20 protein-coding genes are annotated in these 24,155 nt (G+C 51.9%); 3 read left to right on the plus strand and 17 right to left on the minus strand.

The genetic code is table 11. The annotated features are described in order from the left end of the window. Positions 1 to 62 precede the first annotated feature (62 nt). The 17 genes from DCC85_RS21590 to DCC85_RS21670 all read right to left on the minus strand — a co-directional run bounded on the left by DCC85_RS21590 (position 63) and on the right by DCC85_RS21670 (position 19,835). Positions 63 to 1,238 (minus strand): MFS transporter, encoded by a 1,176-nt coding sequence (locus DCC85_RS21590; protein WP_108467419.1) that lies wholly within the window; start codon positions 1,236 to 1,238, stop codon positions 63 to 65. A gap of 69 nt (positions 1,239 to 1,307) precedes the next feature. Next, complete coding sequence (locus DCC85_RS21595; protein WP_108467420.1) at positions 1,308 to 1,586, minus strand: ArsR/SmtB family transcription factor; 279 nt, start codon at positions 1,584 to 1,586, stop codon at positions 1,308 to 1,310. Positions 1,587 to 2,173: 587 nt separating this feature from the next. Then, positions 2,174 to 2,584, minus strand: coding sequence for a sensory rhodopsin transducer (locus DCC85_RS21600; protein WP_108467421.1), 411 nt, complete (start codon positions 2,582 to 2,584; stop codon positions 2,174 to 2,176). Then, entirely contained in the window at positions 2,577 to 3,611 is a 1,035-nt protein-coding gene (locus tag DCC85_RS21605; protein WP_108467422.1) for a glycoside hydrolase family 88/105 protein, read from the minus strand. The genes DCC85_RS21600 and DCC85_RS21605 overlap by 8 nt, the downstream gene beginning before the upstream one ends. After that, the gene (locus tag DCC85_RS21610; protein WP_108467423.1) at positions 3,592 to 4,890 is read right to left on the minus strand and encodes a rhamnogalacturonan acetylesterase; all 1,299 of its coding nucleotides are present in this window, start codon (positions 4,888 to 4,890) and stop codon (positions 3,592 to 3,594) included. Before DCC85_RS21610 ends, DCC85_RS21605 begins: the two co-directional genes overlap by 20 nt. Positions 4,891 to 4,928: 38 nt before the next feature. Next, positions 4,929 to 5,768, minus strand: a complete 840-nt coding sequence (locus DCC85_RS21615; RefSeq protein ID WP_108467424.1) for a carbohydrate ABC transporter permease — start codon at positions 5,766 to 5,768, stop codon at positions 4,929 to 4,931. Between the two features lie 6 nt (positions 5,769 to 5,774). Continuing rightward, positions 5,775 to 6,647, minus strand: coding sequence for a carbohydrate ABC transporter permease (locus DCC85_RS21620; RefSeq protein ID WP_108468008.1), 873 nt, complete (start codon positions 6,645 to 6,647; stop codon positions 5,775 to 5,777). A gap of 131 nt (positions 6,648 to 6,778) precedes the next feature. After that, positions 6,779 to 8,065, minus strand: coding sequence for an ABC transporter substrate-binding protein (locus DCC85_RS21625; protein ID WP_108467425.1), 1,287 nt, complete (start codon positions 8,063 to 8,065; stop codon positions 6,779 to 6,781). A gap of 181 nt (positions 8,066 to 8,246) precedes the next feature. Beyond that, positions 8,247 to 9,812: a response regulator transcription factor gene (locus tag DCC85_RS21630; RefSeq protein ID WP_108467426.1), complete on the minus strand. Its 1,566-nt coding sequence runs from the start codon at positions 9,810 to 9,812 to the stop codon at positions 8,247 to 8,249. After that, entirely contained in the window at positions 9,790 to 11,577 is a 1,788-nt protein-coding gene (locus tag DCC85_RS21635) for a cache domain-containing sensor histidine kinase (RefSeq protein ID WP_108467427.1), read from the minus strand. Before DCC85_RS21635 ends, DCC85_RS21630 begins: the two co-directional genes overlap by 23 nt. A 197-nt stretch (positions 11,578 to 11,774) precedes the next feature. Continuing rightward, positions 11,775 to 12,044, minus strand: coding sequence for a hypothetical protein (locus tag DCC85_RS21640; RefSeq protein WP_108467428.1), 270 nt, complete (start codon positions 12,042 to 12,044; stop codon positions 11,775 to 11,777). Between the two features lie 86 nt (positions 12,045 to 12,130). Continuing rightward, on the minus strand, positions 12,131 to 12,574 hold the full coding sequence (locus DCC85_RS21645) for a GNAT family N-acetyltransferase (RefSeq protein ID WP_108467429.1): 444 nt from the start codon (positions 12,572 to 12,574) through the stop codon (positions 12,131 to 12,133). A gap of 153 nt (positions 12,575 to 12,727) precedes the next feature. Further along, the gene (locus DCC85_RS21650) at positions 12,728 to 14,677 is read right to left on the minus strand and encodes a serine hydrolase domain-containing protein (RefSeq protein ID WP_108467430.1); all 1,950 of its coding nucleotides are present in this window, start codon (positions 14,675 to 14,677) and stop codon (positions 12,728 to 12,730) included. A gap of 11 nt (positions 14,678 to 14,688) precedes the next feature. Then, complete coding sequence (locus DCC85_RS21655) at positions 14,689 to 17,025, minus strand: ABC transporter permease (protein ID WP_108468009.1); 2,337 nt, start codon at positions 17,023 to 17,025, stop codon at positions 14,689 to 14,691. A gap of 1 nt (position 17,026) precedes the next feature. Continuing rightward, positions 17,027 to 17,788, minus strand: a complete 762-nt coding sequence (locus DCC85_RS21660; RefSeq protein ID WP_108467431.1) for an ABC transporter ATP-binding protein — start codon at positions 17,786 to 17,788, stop codon at positions 17,027 to 17,029. A gap of 101 nt (positions 17,789 to 17,889) precedes the next feature. After that, a complete protein-coding gene (locus tag DCC85_RS21665) occupies positions 17,890 to 19,149 on the minus strand; it encodes a HAMP domain-containing sensor histidine kinase (protein ID WP_108467432.1) in 1,260 nt (419 codons plus the stop codon). Continuing rightward, positions 19,146 to 19,835: a response regulator transcription factor gene (locus tag DCC85_RS21670; RefSeq protein WP_108467433.1), complete on the minus strand. Its 690-nt coding sequence runs from the start codon at positions 19,833 to 19,835 to the stop codon at positions 19,146 to 19,148. The genes DCC85_RS21665 and DCC85_RS21670 overlap by 4 nt, the downstream gene beginning before the upstream one ends. A gap of 315 nt (positions 19,836 to 20,150) precedes the next feature. Here DCC85_RS21670 and dcuS point away from each other — a divergent pair, with 315 nt between their 5' ends. The 3 genes from dcuS to DCC85_RS21685 all read left to right on the plus strand — a co-directional run bounded on the left by dcuS (position 20,151) and on the right by DCC85_RS21685 (position 24,143). Next, positions 20,151 to 21,788 (plus strand): DcuS/MalK family sensor histidine kinase, encoded by a 1,638-nt coding sequence (dcuS, locus tag DCC85_RS21675; protein WP_159081950.1) that lies wholly within the window; start codon positions 20,151 to 20,153, stop codon positions 21,786 to 21,788. Then, positions 21,789 to 22,514, plus strand: a complete 726-nt coding sequence (locus DCC85_RS21680) for a response regulator (RefSeq protein WP_108467435.1) — start codon at positions 21,789 to 21,791, stop codon at positions 22,512 to 22,514. A gap of 195 nt (positions 22,515 to 22,709) precedes the next feature. Further along, positions 22,710 to 24,143, plus strand: coding sequence for a flavocytochrome c (locus DCC85_RS21685; RefSeq protein WP_108467436.1), 1,434 nt, complete (start codon positions 22,710 to 22,712; stop codon positions 24,141 to 24,143). Positions 24,144 to 24,155 lie beyond the last annotated feature (12 nt).

Consider the following 24,155-nt stretch of genomic DNA (forward strand, 5'->3'; position numbering starts at 1 on the left):
AATCTCTGTTCTAGCTCTACTGGTGATATACCCGGAACGGAGCAACGGCAATCCTGGAGCGATTAAGCTGTTTCCATAGCAGCCTTACGGGACTTGGACTTGGCCTTGAACATGAACATAACCGCTAGCACGGCAATGAATACCCCGGCAACACCAAACCAGGTGATGGAGCCCAGAGAGACATGAGTGACAGCAATCCCGCCAACTCCGGCCCCTGCAGCCATGGAGAGCTGCATGGTGGACTGATTCAGGCTGAGCATGACCCCGGAAGACTCCGGCATCACGGTGACCAGATTGTACTGCTGAGTCGGGCCGGTGCTCCAAGCGGCAAAGGACCACAGAATCAAAAATACAAATAACAACGGAATGGAATGGGCAACAAACGGCAGCGCAGCCAGTGCAACGATATGCAGCCCCATGCCCCCAAGCAGGGTCGCAGCTATGCCCCGTTTGTCAGCAGTGTAGCCCCCTACCTTCGATCCAAACAAGCTGGCGATCCCGAAGGCAAGCAGTGCTGCGCTTAGCAAATCCTCCGGAATTTTGGCGTAGTCGAGCAAATAAGGCGAAATATACGTATAAGCAATCGAGTACCCCCCAAGCCAGAAGAAGGTGATGATAAGACCAAGCGCCACTTTAGGATTTTTTAAAAGGGCAAACTGCTTAAGCAGAGGCACCGGCGCATCTCCCTGCACAGAAGGAATAGCTACAGCAAGGATAACCATGGCTAGAAGTCCGGCCAATCCGATCCCAAGGAACACTGCCTTCCAGTCCAAGGCGGAGGCGATGACCCGGCCAAGCGGAACGCCAATAATCAGCGAAGCTGTAAATCCCATGGTGACCGTTGCAATCGAGCTGGCCTGTTTGCCGGAAGGAGCAATTTTTGCAGCAATGCTGAGCGCAGTGACGACCACGGTTCCTGCTCCAAGCGCCATGACAATCCGCGCAGCTAAGAAGAGCTCAAAGCTAGGCAGAGCAAAGGACAATAGATTGCCTAAAATAAATAGTCCGAGCGCATACAGCATGAGCTTACGTCTATCCAGCTTTGCTGTAGCAGCCATGATGATCGGTGTGCCGATCGCATAGGCTAATGAAAATACCGTAATCAGCTGGCCTGCGGCGGCAACGCTAACTCCCATCGCAGCGGCAATCTGGTCCAGGATACCAGAAATGATATATTCCGAAGTACCTACCAGAAAGCTGACCAGTGCTAACACATACACTTTCCATACGCTTGTCATGAATCAAAACCTCTTTCCTTTAATTTTTATACTTCTACAAATATCGAAATTAAAGGCAAAAAAAAGATGTTATTTAAGCAGATAAGGGGCGTATTTCTCTGCAACTTCGCGATCCAGGCTGTAGTAAATAAACGTTCCCTCTTTCCGTGAAGTCAGCAGTCCGGACTCTGCCATTTGCTTCAGGTGATGGGAAAGCGTCGATATAGCCACCGACTTCAATTTGTCACCCAGCACAGAACAGCATTGGTCGCTTTCTTCTTGCAGCAGCAGAGCGATCTTTAACCGGGTAGGTTCTCCAAGTGCCTTATAGATCTTAACGGCTTGCTGTATATCGGCTTGTTCGTTCATCTTGGGTGCGCTCCTTTCTGCACGGCTTTAATTTCGATATTTATCGAAATTAATGTAGCATAACCGAATAGGAAAGTAAAGCCGTTTTATTTCATTTTTTTTGCTGTTGAAGGAGGCCTAGGGGCAAGCTTAGCAAACAGTCTTGCCTCTCTTCCCGTCGCCTATAAACAGGCACGGGATGCTGCCCGGGTTGCCCGCATGGGATATTGCCCGGAGTTCCTAACAGGGGGGCTCGCCTGATTGACTCACGAGATACTGCAGAGACTGACCGCATCGAATACTGCGCAGGCTTCAACAGGTTGCCTCGCCGGTTGTTGCGCAAGTTGCCTCAAGCAGAGTACTGTGCGGCTTGCCTCACTAGGTGCTGCAGCATGGCTTGCGTCAACGAAATACTGAACAGCCTGCCGAACGGGGGCTGTAAGGTTGATCACATGGATAGCTGCATGGGGTACTGCATGGGTACTGCACGGCTTGCCGCATAGCTTGCCGCACGCCAAACAGCCCGCGAGAGGGGATCACCGATCCCTCCCTGTCACGGGCTGTTCTTGTCCTGCTGTAAGCGCAGGAGCCCCTTTAGCGGCTGCGCGTTATAAGGGATGAGCCATGACGCTCATCAAAGCAAGCTCCGGCTGTGTCGTATCCAGCCGGCTGTACTGCACGATCACTGGCTCGTCACTCTCGACCGTGATGGCGTAGGGAACCCCCGCCGGGATGCTCTCTCCATCCTTCACAAGCTGTGAAGTCCGCAGATGCCGGGTTCTGCGGCTCTCCACCACCGCCTCAATTCCCTCCAGCGGCTCGCGGTCCTCAAAGTAGATATCCATCCGCAAGCGGACATCATTGGGCCCGCAGTTCAGGACACAGATGCTCTCGTGACTCGCAAGCTTGCCCGAGCTCTCCGGCGGGATATATCCGTCCGGAATGACCCAGCAGCAGCTGCCCTTGGACACAGGCGGCCTTGAGTCCCCCACCTTCTGCAATTCCTCCCGCTTATCCAAAGGGATTCTCCTTCGTCCGCAACAGCTCGGCCAGGAACGTCAGCGCCAGACCCTGCCCCCATCCCTGAATCCGCTTATAGGGGACATTGCGATAACCCTCAATATCCTTCATAATGGCCGTTCCGGCAGACACATCTGTCACCGTGCCATCCTCCTTAATCCGGGAAAGGATGCCGTCGATTGTTTTTTGCGAATACTTATTGTACAGGCGCCCCTGCATCAGAAGTGCTGCTCCGATCCCGGCAGACCCGGATACTTCCAGATACGAGGACTCGTCGTTCAACACGGTATGCCATAACCCCTCCGGTGACTGCAGCCTTACCAGGGCACTCAGCTGATCTCGCAGTGAGCCGTCAATAATCATATAAGAAGGATGCTGCACCTCGATGAACTTCAGCGCCTTCGCCATCGTCAAGGCCGCCCAGGAATTGCCCCGCGCCCAATAAATGCCGGATAGATGGTTCTGACTCCCATGGTCCCATCCATGGTAATACAGATTGGTATCCGGGTCCTGAAGGAACTCCTCGTGTCCATGATATTGCTTCAAGCCATCCTCGAAATACTCCTTGTTCCCCAGCAGATGACCGATCCGCAGCAGGTAATATCCGGCCATGAACATCGTATCCACCCAAGCCTGCTGTGGAAATACATCATGCAGCGAGTTCACCGTATGCTGAAAAATCCCATCCGCAAACCGCTCGGCCTTGCTTGCCAGAAAATCCGCCATCTCCTTGGCGATATCCAGGTACTTCTCTTCCCCGGTCGCCTGATACAGTGTCAGCAGACTGTGTCCGATGGACACGCCGTTCACGGACAAGCGCGGCAGGCCGTCCTCCATGTTATCGTCTACCCATTCCTTCAGCTTGACCAGATAGTCCTCATTGCCTGTCGCTTCATAAGCTTCACATACCCCGTAAAAGGCTACACCTCCGGGCCAATCCCAGCTGAAGTCCATGTTGAACGTCCGCTCCACGACCCGGTCAATCACCTTTCGGACCTGTTCCTCATCAAATACCAGCTTTGGCATCGTCATCTCGACTCCTTTCCCCTGCTTCATTGACTCGCAAATACATCCACAGCGGCTGCAGCTCAAGCCTCCGAATCGATGCAGCCACCAGTTCCGCTACTTTAGCGGCACCTGAGGCCTGAAAATGAGTGTTATCCTGGACACCGGATGGGAAGCTGCGATACTCTCCCGGATATACCCACATATACAAGTTCCTGCTGCCCTCTACGCCTTCCTGTTGAACGAGCGCATGTGTCAGCTCCGCCAGATCGATCAGCGGCACTTGGCAGGCCTCACTCAGCTCGCGAACCGCTGCGGTATAAGCTTCGTGCGTATCAGTCAGCTTCCCTTCCTCGTCAAAATACCGCCGCACTACCGGTGTAACCAGCACCGGTTGCGCTCCGCAGTCCTTTGCCCCATCCACATAGCGCTGCAAATACTCCTTGTATGTAGTGGAAGGATCGGTCCTGCGGGCTGTATCGCTCTTCTCATCATTATGCCCGAACTGGATGAACAAGAAGTCCCCGGCCTTCAGCTCACGCAGCATGGCGTCGAGCCGTCCTTCATCTATGAAGCTCTTCGAGCTTCTGCCGGAGACGGCGTGATTATCCACGCACACGTCATGCTTGAACAAGGCGGGCAGCATCTGCCCCCAGCCGGCATAGGGGTAGCCGGCCTCGGGCTGATCGGCAACGGTGGAGTCTCCGGCCAGCATAAGCCTCAGCGTCTCCGGAGCCTCCGTCACCTCGATCGCATTCAGCCGCGGCGCTTCCCCGGATACGATGATCCGCAGCCTTCCGCCGCGGACAGCCAGGGAGAACCGCTCCTCTGCCCATTGGCCCGGCAAGGTCCGGAGCTCGGGCAGCACCTGCTTCCCTTCCCCGGCCCGGATCAGGGTATGGGTCTCCGCTAGCCTGTCGCCCAGGCAGATGGCTACCTGATAGACCCCATCCGGGACATCAATGACAAAGGCCGTGCCCAGCGGAATGCAGAAGCTGCGCCGAAGGCGGTCCTGGATCGGGGAGGTGCCGGCCGCTCCTGCTGCTCCAGCCGCTCCAGCCACCCCGCCACCCTCGCCCAGGCTGCCGCCGGCTGCTGTGCCTGGCCGGTGAGTGCGCTCCCGGCCATAGACGCGGGTGATATCTTCGAAGCCATAGCCCCGCGCTGCATCATACTGGCAGTCCGGGGCTACCCCCGTGTAGCCGGGGGCCGCTTCGCCCGGCCCGAAGTCAAACCTTCTGACGACGGGCTGCCTGGGGCTGCCGGGCACTGCCTGGGCTTGCTTTTCCTTTTTCGCCATGGTCGCTTTCCCTCCATTTGCTGTGAATCCAATACACGCTAGCCCTTGAGGCCGCTGGTACTCATCCCTTCAACAATCTGCTTCTGGAAGAGGAAGAAGACCAAGATGACAGGAACCAGGCTGACAATGGACATCGCGAACATTCCGCCCCAGTTGGACGTGGATTCGCTGTCGAGGAACATCTTAAGCGCCATGGACACCGTATATTTCTCAGGTGAGTTCAGATACAGCACCGGACCGAGCAGATCCTCCCATCTCCAGTAGAAGGAGAATATTGCAGCCGTAGCCAGCGATGATTTAAGCAGGGGCATAATGATCTGCAAATACAGACGGAATTTGCCGCACCCGTCAATCGTTGCCGCCTCATCCAGCTCGGACGGAATGGTCCGGATGAATTGAATCATCAGGAAGATGAAGAAGGGCATCCCGAAGAAGGCAGGCACCACAATCGGGAGGATGGTGTTCAGCCAGCCCAGCTTAGTGAAGATGATGTACTGCGGAACCAGCACTACATCATGCGGCAGCATCAGGGTCACCATCATCAAGGCGAACCAGAGATTGCGGCCGACGAACTTCAAGCGGGCAAAGCCAAAGGCTACCAACGAAGAGGAGATCACCGCTCCGATGGTCGCAATCACCACCAGCACAAGGGAGTTATAAATATATCTTCCGAAGCTGTAGCCGGATATCCCCTGCCAGCCCGTTACATAGTTGTTCCAGATCCATTCGGCGGGAAAGAGGCGGCCCGAGGTGGAGAAGATCGTCCGGCTTTCCTTGAAGGAGCTGAACAGCATCCACAGCACCGGGTATAACATCAGGATGGCCAGTGCGGCCACGCACAAGTGATAGACCGGCCATTTAACCCATTTCCATGTCATAGGCCATCAGCGCCCCCTTTCCGTCTCATAGAACACCCAGAACTTCGAGGTCATGAATAGCACGGCCGTCAAGATTGCAATCATGATCAGCATCACCCACGCCATCGCAGAAGCATAGCCCATGTTGTTGAACATAAATGCCTGTCTGAACAGGTACAGGGAATACAGCATCGTCCCGTCCATCGGTCCGCCCTCGCCCTTGGAAATAATGTAGGCCGGAACAAAGGTCATGAATGCGCTGATCGTCTGCATGATCAGGTTAAACAGAATGATCGGGCTGAGCAGCGGCAGCGTAATGCTGAAAAATTTGCGGACCGGGCCTGCCCCGTCTACGCTGGAAGCCTCGTACATCTCATAAGGAATATTCTTCAGCCCGGCGAGGAAGATCAGCATGGAGGAACCGAATTGCCAGACAGAGAGAGCAATCAACATCACCAGAGCAGCGTTGGGGTCGCCGAACCACTGCACCGGCTGCGCACCCAGCGCACCGAGCAGCGTATTGATGACGCCTTCGTTGCTGAAGATATTGCGCCACATGATGGAGACCGCCACGCTGCCCCCGATAATGGAGGGCAGGTAATAAAGCGTGCGGTAGGTCCCGACCATGCGAGATTTTGTATTCAGCAGCATGGCGATGAAGAGGGCGAACATGAGCCGGAACGGCACCCCGATCACCACATAGAGGAAGGTGACTTTTACAGAGTTCCAATACTTGGGGTCAGCAGTGAACATTTTCTCAAAGTTATCTAGTCCTACCCAGCGGGGAGGCGTAAACAGGTTGTAGCTGGTGAAGGACAAATACAGAGACACAAACATAGGGATCAAGGTAAAGGCCAGAAATCCGATAATAAACGGACTAATGAACGCATAGCCGGTCATGTTGGCCCGCAGGGAATACTTGTGTCGCAAGATGCCTCATGCCTCCTTAGATGAAGGCTGCCCGGCTTAGCTTGAACTTTTGCCGGGTCAGCTTCCTTACAGGATTTGTAGTGCATTGGCGGTGCCTAAAGTCACTTATTGTTGGAGAGGATGCTGTTCGCATCGCTTCGGAATTTAGCGGCTCCGTCCTGCGGGGTCATCTTCCCGAAGTTAATCTGTTCGACATAGTCGGTTAGCGTAGCGATCACTTCTGGTGAACCAACTGGAGGCGGCGGGCTCATTGGCGAGGCCTTCGGCTCCATCTCCGCGACAAAATCAAACACCTGCTTGGTCGCCTCGTTCAGCTCAGAGGCCACAGCATCCTTGATCTTCGCGGAAATCGGCACTCCGCGCTCTCCCTTAATCAGCTTGTTAGCTTCCACATTGTTCGTGTAGAAATCAATGAACTTCGCGGCTTCTTCCTTCACCTTGGAGCTTGAAGCGACCGACCAGTACATCGTAGGCTGCATGTAAATGCCCTTCTCCATATCCGGCCCGAACATGGCCGCCATCTTCATCGGCTTGTTCACAACCTGCTGCAGAGCCACATACTGGTTGGACCACTGCCATTCTCCCACCTGCTTGCCCTTTACAATCTGGGATTCTTCCAGAATCCCCTTGGTCTGGCTGTTCACATCAGGCGTAGGCGCACCGCCTGCCTTCATGACATCGGCAAGCCCGCCGAAGAAGTCAATGAACAGCTGGTCGTCATCATATCCGAGCGCCGTGCCCTCCTTGTTATACAGGGAGAGTCCCTTCGTCCGGAGGTAGTAGTTGAAGAAGATATCAGCCGCCATCGAACTGTCAAAGTAGAATCCGTTGCCTCCAGCCTTCTTCGCAATTTCCTTATATTCATCCCAGGTCCAGCTGGCCGGAATCTCTACCCCGGCTTTCTGAGCCATTTCCGGAACGTATTGATAGCCAAGCACATTTACCCCTGTAGGAATGCCGTATTGTTTTTCCTGAATGACACCCGTCTTCAGCACGCTTTCCGCCACATCTCCAACCTGAATCGTACTGTTCAAAAGGGAGGTGAGGTCGGCGAGCTGGCCGTTCTGAGCGTATTGGCTGATATAAGAGATATCCATCTGCATAATGTCTGGCAGCTGGTTAGCCGCAGCCTGCGGGGCAAGCTTCTTCCAATAATCATCAAAGGAGGCGTATTCTACGTCGATCTTGACGTTAGGATGGTCCTTCTTATACAGGTCAATGACCTGCTGTGTGTATTCGTGACGTTTGTCGGATCCCCACCAAGCAATGCGCAGCGTGACGGGTTCATCACCCGAGCCCTTGGCCGATTCTCCGCCGCCGGATCCTCCGCAAGCCGTCGTGAGCAGCAATAACAAGGCAACTATGATCAGTAGTCCTTTTCTCTTCACACCGTTCTCCCCTTTTCACTGTTCTTGAGATGGAGCAGAGCAGGCTGTGGTTAAGGCTTATATCATTGTTGTTAACGCTTCCATTAGCTCCTGGCTTTATTGTCGCAAATCCCCTTTGGCATTTGAATACACAAATCCGGCTTCCTTCCTCCAAAAATCAGAGGGGGGACATGGGCCTAGCTTAGGAATGGGACTTAATATAATCGGAGGGCGTGACCCCCGTCCATTTTTTGAATACTTGGCTGAAATACTGCGCATTGCCGCCGAACCCGAACAGGTCCGCCAGCTCGAACACCTTCACATCCCCGCTGAGCCGGATATGCTCCGCCGCCTGCTGAACCCGGTACCTGTTCACATAATGCGAGAAGCTTTCGCCCGTCACCTTCTTGAAGATCTTGCCTAAATAATCGGCGTTCATATACAGCATTTGACCTGCCACTCCGCTAAGGGACAGTTCAGGATTGCTGTAATTCTCCTCAATGATGGCCAGCATCTTGTTCACCGTGGAGGACTGCCGGCTCATGTTGTTCTTGTAATAAGCCAAAGTTAGTGATTCGGCGGCCTCCTTGACTGCGGTCTCCAGCTCAGCCAGCGTCTGCATCCGGGCAAGCTCGCCCATCCGGGAAGTAAAGCCAGCCTGCTCCTCCTCCGGGCAAATCCGGATCATAGCCGCATACAGCTGCAGCACATACGAGCGGGTGACGGCAATATCAAGCCTGTGCTGTCCGAGCAGACCGAACAGCCGCTCGACCTCTTCCCTGGCCTCCTCCCTGTTCCCTGATTTGACGAGAAGGCACAGTTTATCCTCATCCAGATCCAAGTCGGTCCCATTCTTCTGGAGATCTATTGCGACCAGGTCCTCCTTGGTAATCAAGCTGCCCTCGCCGGTATAAAAACGGTGGCTCATATATTGCAGCGTCTCACGGTAAAGGCTGCGCAGCCTGATCATCTTGTCCTGTTCGCTCACGGCAGCAGTGACTTCCAGCCTGTAGAATTTATGAAATGCAGCCCGAACCTGATGAATGCTGCTGATCACTTCGGCTGAATCCTGACCGCCTGACTCATCCGAAACCACCAGCAGCACCTGCCCTTGTATTGTTGTGCTTAGAAGCACCGCTGGCAGCAGGTCGGCGGCAATATTCTGGAGGGCGAACAGATGCTCAGGCTCATACGGCTCCTCCACCCGCATTAAGAGCACCCGGACCGGCTTGTGCTGAAGCGTAAGGCCGAACAGCTGCTGGTAATATTCCAAGTCACGGCTGCCATAGGTTTTGTTGGTGATGAACTCCTTCAGGAACTGCGCCTTCACATGGGGCAGCATTCTCTCGAAGTCCTGCTTCATCCTGCGCACAAATTGCTCGCGCTCCTGCTGTTCCCCCTTCTCGGCAGCCAGCTCTGTCAAAGCATCAAGTATCTGCTCTTCATTGCAGGGCTTCAGCAAATAATGCTTGACGCCATATTGCATAGCCTGGCGGGCATAGTCAAAGTCCTTATAGCCTGACAGCATAATAAACCGGATCTCCGGATAGCATTCATGCGTTCTGGCGACAAGCCCAATCCCGTCAAGCCCCGGCATGGCAATATCGCTGATCACAATATCCGGGGGACACCCGGTAATCTGTTCATAGGCATCCAGCCCATTGCGAGCTGTACCCGCCAGCTCACAGCCCGCCCTGCTCCAATCCACTACCTTCGAAATTCCGTCCAGGATCATGCGTTCATCATCAACCAGCAGCACTTTGTACATCCTTTGTCTCCTCCTTCTCCTTCTCCTTCGTATAGGGAAGCCTGATCTCCACTGCCGTCCCCTGATTGGGAACGCTCGTAAGCTCCAAGCCCCATGCCAGGCCATAGGTTAACTGGATTCGTTCCTTAATGTTGGCCAGGCCAATGCCTTGGCCCCGGGTCTGGATGGTCCCTGCCGCAAGCTGCTCAAGGAACTCAGGAGTCATGCCCGGTCCATCGTCTTCCACCCGAATCTCCAGAACGCCTTGAACACAGCGAACGTGGATAAAGATTCGGCAAGGCTCAATGCGCGGCTCCAATGCATAATGAATCGCATTCTCCACCAGCGGCTGCAGCGTAAGCTTTGGAATCAGCGCCTCCTCGGTCCCCTCCTCAATCTCCAGATGGAACAGCAGGCGCTCTTCAAACCGGGTCTGCTGGATGGTAACATAGCTCCGCACGATTTCCAGCTCCCGTGATAACGGAATAAGCTGCTCCTGAAAGTTGACCGCACTACGCAGCAGGAAGGCCAGCGCCTCGACCATCTCCGAAATTTTATGCTGCTTGTTCATTTTGGCGAGCCAGTTCACGGATTCCAGCGTGTTATATAGAAAATGGGGGTTGATCTGCGCCTGAAGGGCTTTGAGCTCGGTCTCTCTCAGCAGCAGCTGCTTCGTATAGTTCTCGTCAATGAGTTCCCTGATTCTTCGGATCATCATCTTATACGTTCGATGAAGAAGCCCTACTTCATTCTGTGTAGAGGGCGGCACACGGCCAAGCGACTCCTCCTCCAGCCTGTCCAGATTCCCCTGTTCAATCATGCGCATCTTGCCGATCAGACGCTGAATCGGCCTAGTAATGCTCAGGGACAGCTTCACTCCCAGCACAACGGCCACCAGCAGCATGACGATGAAGATGAATGTCACCAGCTGCTTGATCAGCATGATGCTGTGGAACATTGCGTCAAAGGGAGTTGCGTGCAGGTAGGTCCAGCTCGTATATCCTGAACGCACCTGGGTAGTAAAATAACTCCCTTGCTCATAAGAGGAGATACCGTACGGCTTGCCGCGCAGCAGCTCGGCTTGAATCTCCGAACGCTTCAGCAGCGGAGCTTCGGGATAAATGATCTTATATCCGTCCGTAATCATCAGCTGGCCGCTGTCCTGATCCTTCACACGGTCGTTCACAATACGGTCTATTCTAATCTTGACCATGAGCGTTCCCAGCCCATCCAGTGTAAAGGTAGATCCCGTATAGGACTTGACCTGGCGGGCGGCTAGCAGCGAGGAGTCTCCTGGCGCATACCAGACATTGGAGCCGCTCTTCGCCTCGGCTAACCCTATGAGATCCGCACGAAGCTTCTGCGGTATGCCTTCCCGGTTGCCTGCTGCCATGACGTTCCCTTGATTGTCCAGCAGCATCATGGTGTATACATATTTCTCCGATCCGGCCAGGGCGATCAGCCTATTGGTGATCTTCTTCTGAAGAATCATCCGGACATAGGGCGAGGTCTCCTTCTGCAGTCCCCGCAAATTGCTCTGCAGCTGCTCATCGGACGCGACCTTGAAGGTGAGGACCTCCAAATCCCTCAGCTGATTCTCAATCCCGATGGAGGACATATTCAGCACCTCTGAAGTTCTCCTGTAGATTTGGTCGTCATAGATTCGAAAGACATAGCTTAACACTGCCGCAAAAATAAGGAAGCTCGCCAGCATCAGCAAAGAAATTAACAGCAGCGTTTTGTAGTGGATGCCTAAGTTTCTGAAAGCGCTTTTAAAAATTTGCATTTTAAGAACTCCCCCTGTGCTTGTCCTTTACCTTCCAACAAGACGAAAGACTGCTGTAATCAGAATTCACAAGATAAACAATTGCCATTTTCTATGATATGTATAATCAGGCGGAAAAATCAAAAGGTAATTCCGCTTCACAGCACAAAAAAGGCCGCCCAGGCGGGCAGCCTCCTAACAGAAACCGATCAGAAGCATTAATATCTCTTGTACGGATTCAGCTTCACAAACCGGTGCTTCTCCTCCACCAGCATCTCTTCAGCCAATTCTACACCTTGGCCGCCCAGGGACTTGGCAGCCTGGTCTACCGCCTGCTCGGTGTGCATCAGACTGTTCTCCGCCTGACGCCGAGTTTTCTCGGTCGGATGACTGAGAGCTTGGGAGATAGCATTATGAAGCTTGTTCACTGAATTTTGTGCCTGAGCTATTGTGCTGCCTGCTTGCAGACTGGAATCGTAACGTTTCATGAACGATAACTCTCCCTTCTGAAGTGGTCCTGTCTTCCATAGGATGGTTCAGAACGGGAAAATTATGCATGGGAAGCTGCTTAGCATTATACTAGCCTCTTCAACATTCTCTGATGACGGATGCCTACCTCCATAAACATCTCGCCTTCTGGCTCATAGCCCAGCTTGCTGTAGAACGGCACCGCCGCTTCCCGGGCATGCAGCATGATGCTGTGATAGCCTCGGGCGGCCCCCAGCTCTTCGGAGAACCGGACTAGCTGCTTGCCTACACCCTGTCCTCTGCTGAACTCGGCAACAGCAACCTGCTTCATCTGCAGCGTGTATTCATCCACCCGCCGCAGCAGTAAAACACCTAGTGTGGCTTGGCTCGCCCCAATCGCCCGGATATGAATGTCCCTTGCTTCGCCTTGCAGGTCGTCATCCTCAATCGCCAAGCCCAGCGGCCGTCTGAGTACAGCATCCCTAAGCTGTAGTCCTGCTTCATAAGCTGGCGTCCCCCAAGGGATCTGCTCGATCTTCAGCGATTCCATGTGTTTCCCTCCGCATTTTTCGCATGTTGGTTAGTGTCTCCTAGTATAGAACACTAGGCGGCTCTTGGATATGCTAAGGCCACTAAAACGATATGCCGAGGCAGCACACACAACAGTGTCCAAGGGGACCTACGAGAGACCTGCTAGCAGATTTTATACAATGAGATGAAAGAAGTGCCAATCAGCTATCAGCACGACAAAACCACCAAGCAAAAGAACGGCTGCAATCCGAAATACTTTATGAGCCATAGATAGCTTGACCTGGCTTCGGATAAGCAAAGAGCCGATCCACAATAGCCCTGCTAGAACAACTAAAATCCAGTTCAATATGATCTCAAAGTTTAACTGTCCAATGCTGAATTCCGGGTTGCTCTTGAGGCGCGATAGCATTAGCAGCACATTTAATATAAGCGCCGAAGCACATAGAACTCCGCCGGCAAACAACCCGCTTGATGCCCTTGAAACTGCTGCTCCTTTCCGCTTGCGAACCAACCAGCTAAGAGGCATTCCCAATAAAGCTAGACCAAAGAACACGGCAGTCACACCAGCGCCCACTTTGTAAGCGGTAAGGGCCCCTGATGAGCGGCTGGGCTTCACCGGCAGTAAGTCCGTCGCCTTGCCTTTGCTGAGCCTAACTACTTTGTCATTCGCCATTTCAGCATACAGAATGGGTGCCAGCTTCTGAAACACGGGGCTCGTGCTGCTGTCCGGCATGAATATCGAGGGGCTGACCTGCTTGTAATCTCCCGTTAATTCCATATAAGACAGAGTCAGATCATGTTCTCCCTTAGCCTGTATTGTAATCGCATCCTTATAGTTCAGAAATTCATGAACTGTTGAATAAGTGCTCTGGGCAAGGACATAATCCCCTGCTATTTGACTGGATGGTACCATGCCCGAAGCCGGCGGCTGTGCTCCCGGCTCCTTAGCTTGGCTGCCCAGCATCAGGTTCATGACTCCTGCTGTAATCACCGGCTCCACTTCAGTGTTAGTTAAAACAATAATTCCAAGCCGCTCTTCAGGTACAACGGCAAAGTCGCCAGAGAAGCCCATGACATTACCGCCGTGTCCAACAGCATAGGGCTTGGCGCTATACTGCCAGAAGCCGTGTGCATTGGAAGGAACATCTTCATGCACAGTGTAACTTGGCTTTAGAAAAGTCTGCAGCGTCTGCGGCTTAGCAAACAGCGGGCTATCCGGAGCGGTTAGCGCCATGGCAAACCGTGCCAGGTCCTCCGCCGTCCCTCTCATCCCTCCCGCTGGATATAGAGGGGTATAATACTTCTCCCTTGTATCAAACCCGCCTTCTTCTGCCATAGCGTAACCCGTCGCTTCCGCGCTCAGCAACTCCGGACGATCGGCCGATGCTGGATGGCCGGAGGTGTGATTCATCCCCAGCGGAAGAAGGATCTGGTTCATTTCGTATTCGGAAAAAGGCTGACCGCTTAACGATTCCACTACATAGCCCGCTAAGGCTGTACCAAAATTGGAGTAAGCTATCACTTTACCAGGCTCGTAGATTTGCTTTGGCTGCGAGGACAGCAGCGCCTGTTCCAAAGATTCGAGATGCTCCGGAGACTTGATGAACAAAGGAGAAGGATGCTGCTCAAATCCGGCCGTATGGCTCATTAAATCAAGCATGGTAATCGGCTTATCATAACGCAGCTTCTTCACAAACGGATCCGGCAAGTATTCACGGATGTCCTCGTCCAGCTTGATCTTCCCTTCTTCAACCAGCTGCATCACCGAGGTCCAGACAAACAGCTTGTTAATCGAACCATATTCGAATATTGTGGCTCCTGGGTCTACAGGTGTCTTTTTCTCCACATTAGCAAAGCCATAGCCCTTGGAGAAGATGATCTTGTCGCCCCGGGTTATTACGACTGCCGCCCCCGGACTTGATTTGGCAATATAGGTGCCCACTAGCGCATCAATCTGCTGCCCAAGCTCTGTGTAAGGGATACCTGATGGCGTAAGCTCCCCATCCTGAGAGGAGCCCGCCGTCTTCGCACTGACCGGCAGTGCAGCAGGGACAGTGAAGAGTGTTAGCAGGAGAATACTCATAACAGCAACTGCTAGTTTATAATAGCGTTTCATATTCATCCGATAGCCCCCTATTCTGTGATCAAGCCATACGGGGTAATCCGCTTAATTCTGCGGGATACCAGCATGGATACAAGATAGGCAAGAATAAGGATTCCAGTACATAGCATGGCAATGAACGGTGGCTTAACAATAAATTCCGTCTTGGATGCACCTGCATCAAAGAGCAGCATTCTGAGAATCGGGCTCGTATACAAGCCGCCCAATACACCGCCAACAAGGACACCTGTCAAGATAATAGGGAGAAAGCTCAGCGTAATTTGGGTCATCAGCTGGAATGTTGTATAACCGAGCGCTTTGGATATCCCCAGATCCTTCTTCCGCTTACGAATCGTTGTTTGGATCACCAGGAAGAGAATCATCGTAACGACCAGGATCGTAATCATCAGAATGACAACCATGACCGAGAACAACGCGGATACATAGACGCCGCTTTGCGTCTCTAAATTCTCATCGACATCCGTAACCGATTGAATAACGCTGCCGTACTCCTTCTCTACACTACGCATAAACTCTGCGTTATCTATACCGTCCAGATATACATTTATAGAGAGTCCCTGATGCCCGGGCATGAGCTGCTGCACACCTGCCAAAACCATAGAAGCTCCATTCTTCCCGGTGTTCAGCGATTGCTTCAATCCCGTAATCAAGAAGGGCTGAGAAGTCTTCCCTACAGACACTTGAATGGTATCACCGACGGTTTTGCCAAGCCGCTTGGCGAGTCCCCCGGTGACCACAATCTCATTGTCATACTTCGGATAACGTCCCTCATAAATCGTGTTGACTTCCAGCTTGTTAAAATCATCAGCGAAATCTACAGTAACTAGCTGACCTTCAATCGTCATCGTTACCATATCCTGAATGCCTACCTTCTCTACCCCTTTCATGTCCGCAAGCTTTGTAAGCAGCTGCTCACTGCTCTGCCCGGCCTGCAATTGAATCCCGACATTCGGTGTCTCCGTCCCCAGCAGTTGGAAGAATGTTGTTTTATCTTTTGCAATGTTGTAATACAACACCGACGAGAAGACGGAAGCAAAGGTAATGGCAGTAATAATTACAGCAATCATAAGACTTTGCCTTTTATTTGCCAGAATGTTCTTGCAAGCCAGCAGAACTTGAAGCCCACCCTTGGTTTGATCCAGCGGGAATACATTTCGTTTGAAATTATGCGTCTGAATTCCTCCACGCAGGGCAGCAACTGGAGGAAGCTTGCGAATGCGCTTCGCAGAAAGCTGGGCAACGAGTAGAACGAGCAATATCACGGCAAGCAGACTGATCAAATCAACTGCAACATGAGAACTGCCCTGCCACAACAATCCTGTCAGTTGAGAAATAATCCCGCCAAATGCCGGCAGTACCGCATACGAGACAGCGATCCCCCCAAGGCTCGCCACAGCAGCGATCAGCAAGAATTGCAAAATCATGGAGCCAAGAATCTGCCGGCTCGTGTAACCCATAGCTTTCAGTATCCCGATGTTCACCATGCCATCCTCGATGCTGTTCGTGATTCGGAACTTGATCACAATAAGCGATACCAGTACCATGACACCTGCAAAGGCAACAAGGATCATCGCTACAATATCCACAGTCATCGTACTGCTCTCGGCCATCTGCATATCCCCACCCCAGAAGCTGGGATCAGAGGATTCGTTAGATGTCGGAAACTTCTCATTGTAATCATCCAGCATGGTCTCAGCCTGTTTGCTGTCCTGGAATACAGCTGACATAAGAACGCCACTGTACTCTGAGCCCAGCTCCTTGTAAAGCTGGTGGTAAGCCGCATCCGGCAAATAGAACTTGATCATAGCCAAGTGGGTCGTCCCCATTAAGGTAGACTCAAAAAATCCAGCTACATGGTAAGTATATTTTTTATTTTGAAACGAGAGGGTAAAGGGATCTCCTAGCTTGTAACCGGCTATTTTCAGACCATATGGAAGGTAAATGGCCTCTCCCTGAACGGAGTCCTGTTTCTCCACCAGCTTTAGCGGGGCGACCGTCCGATCACCATCGGCATTCAGCACGGTCGTCCGGATGCTGAGATCACTTTGGTCATAGCGGAATGCCGCCAGCGGCAGCAGAATGATATCTTCCTTGTCTGTCTCTTTCACACCCGAATAAGACGCCAGAAAATCTGCATAAGGCTGCTTAAAGTGATCCCGGTTCATCACAATGTTAACATGAGCATCATGCAGCTCTTCCACTTTGTCTTGATAGAAAGTACCTGTCTTGATCATAATCGTACTACCGACATTCAGCAGCAGGGCCGCTATAAATATGAGAATAAATAGGGAGACGGCTGCACCTTTTCCCCTCTTCATATTATTCAGGGCAAGACTTAAAGCTCTCACGCTACCACCCCATTTCAGCCAGGAACGCATTCAGCTGCTCAAACCGCGCATCATATCGTTCCTCCTGATAGGCACCCAGCTGCAAATCTCCACATATAACGCCATCCCGGAGATAAAGGATACGATTGCCCCGCAGCGCAGTCTTGATATCGTGGGTGACCATGACAATGCTCTGCCCATTCCGGTTCACCTCGGACATAATATCAAGCACACTGCTGCTGGAGGCGGAATTGAGTGCTCCGGTTGGTTCATCAGCAAATACAACTTTAGGGTTATTAATTAAGGCACGAACTATGGCGGCCCGCTGAGCTTCCCCTCCTGATAGCTGGGATGGGAATTTCCTCCACGATACTTCGTCTAGTCCAACCTTTGCGAGAAGCTCTTTGGCCCTGGCGGCAATGGACTTCCTATTCCGGCTCACTAAGAGCGCGCTGGCCATCACGTTATCAAGCACGCTCATATTATCGAGCAGATGAATCTGCTGGAAGACAAAGCCGCAATGTTGTCTGCGAAAGACCGCCAGCTGGTCATTGGACAACTTGGAAATTCCCTGGTCTTCAAAGAGAACTTCACCCAGTGTGGGTCTGTCCATTCCCGACAGCGCATAGAGCAGTGTCGATTTACCTGAACCGGAGCTGCCCATGATAATCGTAAAGTCCCCTTCATAGAGATGGATGTCCAGGTTTTTCAAAACATGCTGCTGCAAGCCGCCCGACGAGAACGTTTTGCACAGCTTTTCCGTTCGGAGTATTGTACTTTGCATAATGGATCATTCCTTTATGAATTGATATGGATGAGTACAGTCACATCATACAAAATCAATTCTTATCCGATCTTTGCCGACTTCTTAACCAATTCTTAATTCTAAGCAAGCTTGATGTAGAGCGTAACGGTGAAGCCATCGTCCCGGTTGTGGCACTCCATGTCCCCTTCCATGTTCTGCATGAGATACTTGGAGATGAAGAGACCCAACCCCGCCCCGGCATGACCCTCTGCATTATGGCCCCGGTAGAATTTGTTGAACAACAGCAGCAGCTCCTCCCGGCTCACGCCTTGTCCGTAATCCATGATGTCTACCACCAAATAAATAGGTATCAGCGTAAAAGATACTCGAATGGCAGTACCGGCATATTTGTAAGCATTGCTTATACAGTTATCAATGACCTGCTGCAGGCGCAAAGCATCTATGCGAATCATGCAGTCTGGAACCGGGTCCCAGGTAATCTGATCATCATAATTCACATTGGTGAACATCTGCTTGAGAACATGGCTATAGTCCTCGGATACATTCACCTTCAGCTCCTGCAGTTCCTCAAGTGTCGCATGGAACATATCTGTCACCAGCGAGTTAATCTGCTCTGCCTTGGCATGAATCATCCCCAGCTGCTTCACCAGCTTCTCATCGGCAGCACGAGCCAGCATTAATTCGCTTAGCGCCTTAATAGAAGCGACAGGCGTCTTAACATCATGGCTTAAAGTGGCCACAAGCTCCTTCTTGCTGCGGTTAGCTTCATACTCGCTTTGGCGCGCTGCCGCCAGCTCCTCTCGCATGATGTCAAAGCTCTCGGTGAACGCGCCAAATGGATTATTCGCATCCATCTTCAGAGGAATGTCGAGATTGCCCTGAGCGATGTTCAAAGCAAAGCCCTGTAATTCCTTAAATGGCTTCATCATGGTACGGTTAATAAAATAAATGAGAAGTCCACCGAGCAGCGCCAGTGCGGTAAATGTGACGGCTATAATCAGGGCGAGCTGATACTTGCTCTCCTGCATGCTGGACTTGTAATCATCATAAAGAATGATCTGTCCAGCGGGCGCTCCATCCACGGTGACTTTGAGCAGCACATTCCGGTGTCTGACCGCATCATTCACATTCGCAGGAAGTCCTTCTGCAGACTGATGAAGCACCTTCCCCTGCTCATCCAATACGACAAACTCCTGGGTCGTCCCGCTGTAATCGCCCTCCCCGATCTGGTCCCAGTGGCTTTCTACCGTCTTCAGAATCTGATTGGCCGAGACCATATCCACATCGGTGTCTACCTCTCTTAGAATGATCTGTACAGATAAAGCAAGACCCGCAAGGAATACCAGCAGCATAGCCCAAAGAAATCCCTTGTATCTCACTTGGACTCGTCCTCCAGCACATAGCCTATGCCCCATACGGTCTTGATATATTGCGGTTTGTTCGGATTCACTTCAATCTTCTCTCTTAAGTGGCGAATATGAACATTCAGCGTTCCATCTCCGGTAAACGAGTCCTCCCATACCTTGGCGAATAGCTCTTCCTTCGGAATGACCCTGTTCTTGTGCTGAACCAAATAACATAGCAATTTGTACTCTTGCGATTTGAATTTGATCTCTTTCTCATTTACCTTCACACGGGACAAGGCGCAGTCAATTTGAACATGGCCAAACTCCAGCCTGTCCGTGCTCGCAGTGCTCTGGCTGCCATACCGCTTAAGCACTGCCTTCACTTTAGCCAGCAGCACCACCAGGGTGTAGGGCTTCTGGATATAGTCATCCCCGCCGATATTCAGTGCGATCAGCACATCATCATCGCTGGAGCGGGCACTGATGAACAGGATCGGGATATCGGTGGTTTGCCTTAACTTTTTACACAGCTCAAACCCAGAGGTCTGGCCCAAATTAATATCCAGTAGAATCAAGGAAGTCTTATGCTCCTGCAAGAACTGCTCACACGCCTCCGCACTGGTCACATAAGCAGACCGAACCTCGAACATATTCAAATACTCACAGGTCGTCTCTGCCAAAACGATCTCATCATCCACAATCAAGCAATCATAATGCATATTTGTAATCTCCTATATTTTGCTATTGTTTAGCTCCTATTGTACAACAACCCCACCTATATAGAATGAACTAAAGAATGAGCGTTATAAGACCGTATTAGGCCGTGACCTCTACTACGAATAGAAGCTTAAGGAGACTAGCGAGAAATGAAGACTTTCTTTGCCCTATCGCCTCCTTGAACGAAAATTTGAATTAATAAAAACAGTGACGTATGCCCTTGTCGCAGAGAAATCACCTTCATTAAGATAAACAGGAGTGACACATGCTAGATGTGTCTGACCGTGTTTTTATACAGATCAGGGGTGGACCAAAGCATGCGAATCACAAAACGAACATGGGGTCTGCAGACAACCATTACGCTCATGGTGGGTGCAGTCTTACTAATTATGCTGCTGGCCCTATTTGCCATATTCAGCTACAAGATCATTCCGCAAACCCGGCAGAGCATGGAGGACAAGGCGCTGGCCATTGCGAGAACACTGGCCACCGTCCCGCATATCTCCGAAGGGCTGCAGCGGGGAGAAAGCCGAGAAATTCAAAGCTATACCTCTCGAATTACCCGCCGGAATGACATTATGTTTGTCGTGATCCTTGATATGGAGGGCATTCGCTATTCCCACCCCATGAAGGAATTGATTGGCAGGCCCTTTGAGGGGGGCGGAACGGACCTTGTCATGCAGGGCAAGGAGAGCGTGTCACCAGGACAGGGCCCCCTGGGTCAATCTTACCGGGCTTTCGTCCCTGTCTTCTCCTCCAAAGGGGTTCAAGTTGGTGCTGTTGTAGTTGGACTATCCAGAGAGCGGATGCAGCATACGATACAGCAAAATTCCTGGCTGATCGCGGGCATTCTAGCCTCTGGCGGTCTGCTCGGCATCGCTGGCGCCATACTGCTTGCGCGTAAGATCAAACAGCTGATGTTCGGCCTGGAACCCCATGAAATCTCCATGCTGCTACAGGAAAGAAGCGCCATGCTGCAATCCACCAGGGAAGGTATTATTGCCATCAACCAGGATGCTAAGGTCACACTAATCAACCGCGAAGCAGAACGCTTTCTGGAGATACCCAGCAGCTTTCATTCGAGGGAACCCTTGAAGCAGCCCGTTACAGAGCTGTGGCCCGAGCTGCGGCTTGAACGGGCCCTCACGAACAATGTCATTTGGGATGAAGAAATCGATCTGAGAGGAACCACCCTGCTCGTCAACTGTATGCCGATTCATTCAGGACAGGAGGTCGTCGGCGCCATTGCCACCTTCCGGGACAAAACCGAGATTGTGCGGCTCGCTGAGCGATTGTCGGGCATTTCACTTTATGCGGAGGCGCTGCGTGCACAAGCGCACGAGTTCATGAACAAGCTGCATGTCATCATGGGCATGACGCATATGCAGCGATATGAGGATCTGCAGCAGTACCTCGCCGGAACTGTTGATCGCTACCAAAGCGAGCTGGGTTCGGTGGCCAGGAAGATTAAGGACCCGGTCATGGCCGGATTCCTGCTCGGCAAATTAAGCCGATCAAGGGAGACTGGCATTCACCTTGTGGTAGAGGATGACAGTTATGTGCCCGAATGCGGCGATCCAGAATTGATGCATGAGCTGATTACAGTAATCGGCAATCTGCTGGATAATGCGCTGGACGCCCTGCTGTCCACGCCTGCACAGCCTCATAAGGAAATTCGGCTGGCCTTGATCATGGAGGACGGGCAGCTATATGGGCTGGTAAAGGACAATGGCCCGGGGATAGCCCCTGATCAGCAGAGCAGCATCTTCAGCCAAGGCTTCTCCACCAAAGGCAAGGATCGCGGCATCGGACTTTACCTGGCAGCCCGAAGCGCCGCTAAGCTGGGCGGTTATGTGAGGCTGGTTCCCGGCGAACTGAATCAAGCTGCCGGAGAGACGGGAGCTGTATTCGAATTTGAAGTACCATACAGCTTGAAAAGTGAAGGTGATGGGTAGATGACTATAAAAGTGCTCATTGTAGAAGATGACCCCATGGTCGCGAGGCTAAATGAAAATTATCTAGACATGGTTGAAGGGTTCGAATGTGTAGGCCATGCTGCTTCCGGCGAAGAAGCCAAAGTCATGCTAAGCGATACGCCTGCCGATTTACTGCTGCTTGATATTTATATGCAGCATACGAACGGGCTTCAGCTCCTATCCTCACTACGAGGACAGGAGAATCCAGTGGACGTAATTGTCATCTCCGCAGCCAGTGATAACGGCAGCATCCGCAAAGCGCTTCAGCTTGGTGCGATCGATTACTTAATCAAGCCGTTTGAATTCAAGCGTCTGGATACTGCCCTGACATCCTACCGCCAGCACCATCGCATGATCAAACAGCGGCATCTATCCCAAGAGGAGCTGGATCAAATCATGCGCAAGCGAAGTGGTGGAGTCGAAGAGGCGGCATCGAATCAGCCCCTCCTGGATGGAACACTGCCAAAAGGATTGACAGAAGCGACACTGCGTACCATCTGGGAGATTCTCCGCTCATCGAGTCCAGCGGAACTATCGACAGAAGATATTGCCGCCGCGGCTCCAGTATCACGAATCTCTGTTCGCAAATATTTAAATTATTTAACCGAAATCGGTGCTCTGTCTATGGAAATCCGTTATGGATCGGTGGGGCGCCCGGTCTATATGTACGCCGTAACTGACCTGGGTATTCGAATGTTCGATTAGCCTGCCCATAAAGTGAGGCACGCCTTACAATCGTAGATACAAGGACACTATCGCTGCAGGCTAGTGCCCTTTTTGTGCTGTTCTGTCCGCCTTGGTTACTTTAATTACGAAATGATTTCATTAGTTACATAACATTCCTTGGGTATCTAAATCGCGCTATGATAATTGTGAAAATATGCACAAGGGAGATTCGACATGAACAGATTTAGTAAATCAGGTAAAGCGACATTGTGGCTGACGATCCTATCCCTGATCACCGTGCTGGTGCTGCCGGGCTGCGGGAAGGGCGAAGAAACCACAGACATTGTCATTATTGGCGGAGGCGGCGCGGGCATGACCGCAGCCATCGAAGCGCATAATCAGGGTGCCAAAGTGATCCTGCTAGAGAAGATGCCGATGCTGGGCGGTAATACCGTCCGGGCTGAGGGCGGACTAAATGCAGCAGGCACGCCTTACCAGAAGGCGCTTGGCATTAAGGACAGCCCGGAGCTGCATTACCAGGACACCATGAAGGGTGGTCATAATCTCAACAATCCAGAGCTTGTCCGCACCCTGACGGAGAACGCAGCAGATTCGATTGAGTTCCTGAAAGAGAATGGAGCCGAATTGGCTGAGGTTGGCCGAGCAGGTGGAGCGAGTGTGGATCGGATTCACCGCCCTGCAGGTGGAGAGCCTGCTGGCAACTTTATCGTCGTTGCTTTGAAGAAAAAGCTGGAAGAATACAAGATTGATGTCAGACTGCAAAACACAGTGACAGCGATCAATAAAAAGGAAGACGGCACCGTAACAGGAGTAACTGTAACAGACAAACAAGGCAAAGAATATACCATCAAAGCCAAAGCTGTGATTCTGACGGCTGGAGGATTCGGAGCCAATCTCGATATGGTTACAGAGTATAAGCCAGAGCTGAAAGGATTCTCTACCACGAACCAGCCTGGAGCTACCGGCGACGGCATGCTAATGGCAAAGGAAGCCGGTGCCAAATTAATAGATATGGAACAAATCCAAATTCATCCGACCACCATTCCTAATCAAGGCGTTCTGATTACAGAAGGCGTGCGCGGGGACGGGGCTATTTTGGTCAACAAGGAGGGCAAGCGATTCATCAATGAACTTCTAACACGCGACGTGGTCTCCCAAGGCATTCTAAAGCAGACAGATAAGGTGGCTTACCTGATTTTTAATGATGAATTGCGCAAAAGCTTGGCGGCTACCGAGGAGTACTTTGGCATGGACTTAGTGAAGGAAGCCAGCTCCATCCGTGATCTAGCAGGTCAAATCGGCGTAGACCCTACGGCGCTGACAGACACCGTTAAAAATTACAGCCAATATGCCGCATCAGGGAATGACGCGGACTTCCAGCGGGCTGATATGAAGATTAAGCTGGACACTGGGAAATATTACGCCATTGAAGTAACACCAGGCATTCACCACACGATGGGCGGCGTGACCATCAACACTAAAACTCAGGTTCTTAATGAATCAAATGCCGTCATTCCGGGATTTTTTGCAGCGGGCGAAGTGACGGGCGGCGTACATGGCGGCAACCGATTGGGCGGTAATGCCTTGGCCGATATCATTACATTTGGACGGATTGCTGCTGATGAGGCAGTCAAAACCATTAAATAGGCAATAGGAGAG

It is taken from the genome of Paenibacillus sp. CAA11, assembly GCF_003060825.1.
Lineage (GTDB): Bacteria > Bacillota > Bacilli > Paenibacillales > Paenibacillaceae > Fontibacillus.

Coding starts and splice junctions, on each gene's coding strand:
- DCC85_RS21590 (WP_108467419.1), bottom strand. CDS start 1,238: ATGACAAGCGTATGGAAAGTGTATGTGTTAGCACTGGTCAGCTTTCTG.
- DCC85_RS21595 (WP_108467420.1), bottom strand. CDS start 1,586: ATGAACGAACAAGCCGATATACAGCAAGCCGTTAAGATCTATAAGGCA.
- DCC85_RS21605 (WP_108467422.1), bottom strand. CDS start 3,611: ATGCCAAAGCTGGTATTTGATGAGGAACAGGTCCGAAAGGTGATTGAC.
- DCC85_RS21610 (WP_108467423.1), bottom strand. CDS start 4,890: ATGGCGAAAAAGGAAAAGCAAGCCCAGGCAGTGCCCGGCAGCCCCAGG.
- DCC85_RS21615 (WP_108467424.1), bottom strand. CDS start 5,768: ATGACATGGAAATGGGTTAAATGGCCGGTCTATCACTTGTGCGTGGCC.
- DCC85_RS21620 (WP_108468008.1), bottom strand. CDS start 6,647: ATGACCGGCTATGCGTTCATTAGTCCGTTTATTATCGGATTTCTGGCC.
- DCC85_RS21630 (WP_108467426.1), bottom strand. CDS start 9,812: ATGTACAAAGTGCTGCTGGTTGATGATGAACGCATGATCCTGGACGGA.
- DCC85_RS21635 (WP_108467427.1), bottom strand. CDS start 11,577: ATGCAAATTTTTAAAAGCGCTTTCAGAAACTTAGGCATCCACTACAAA.
- DCC85_RS21640 (WP_108467428.1), bottom strand. CDS start 12,044: ATGAAACGTTACGATTCCAGTCTGCAAGCAGGCAGCACAATAGCTCAG.
- DCC85_RS21645 (WP_108467429.1), bottom strand. CDS start 12,574: ATGGAATCGCTGAAGATCGAGCAGATCCCTTGGGGGACGCCAGCTTAT.
- DCC85_RS21650 (WP_108467430.1), bottom strand. CDS start 14,677: ATGAATATGAAACGCTATTATAAACTAGCAGTTGCTGTTATGAGTATT.
- DCC85_RS21660 (WP_108467431.1), bottom strand. CDS start 17,788: ATGCAAAGTACAATACTCCGAACGGAAAAGCTGTGCAAAACGTTCTCG.
- DCC85_RS21670 (WP_108467433.1), bottom strand. CDS start 19,835: ATGCATTATGATTGCTTGATTGTGGATGATGAGATCGTTTTGGCAGAG.
- dcuS (WP_159081950.1), top strand. CDS start 20,151: ATGCGAATCACAAAACGAACATGGGGTCTGCAGACAACCATTACGCTC.
- DCC85_RS21680 (WP_108467435.1), top strand. CDS start 21,789: ATGACTATAAAAGTGCTCATTGTAGAAGATGACCCCATGGTCGCGAGG.
- DCC85_RS21685 (WP_108467436.1), top strand. CDS start 22,710: ATGAACAGATTTAGTAAATCAGGTAAAGCGACATTGTGGCTGACGATC.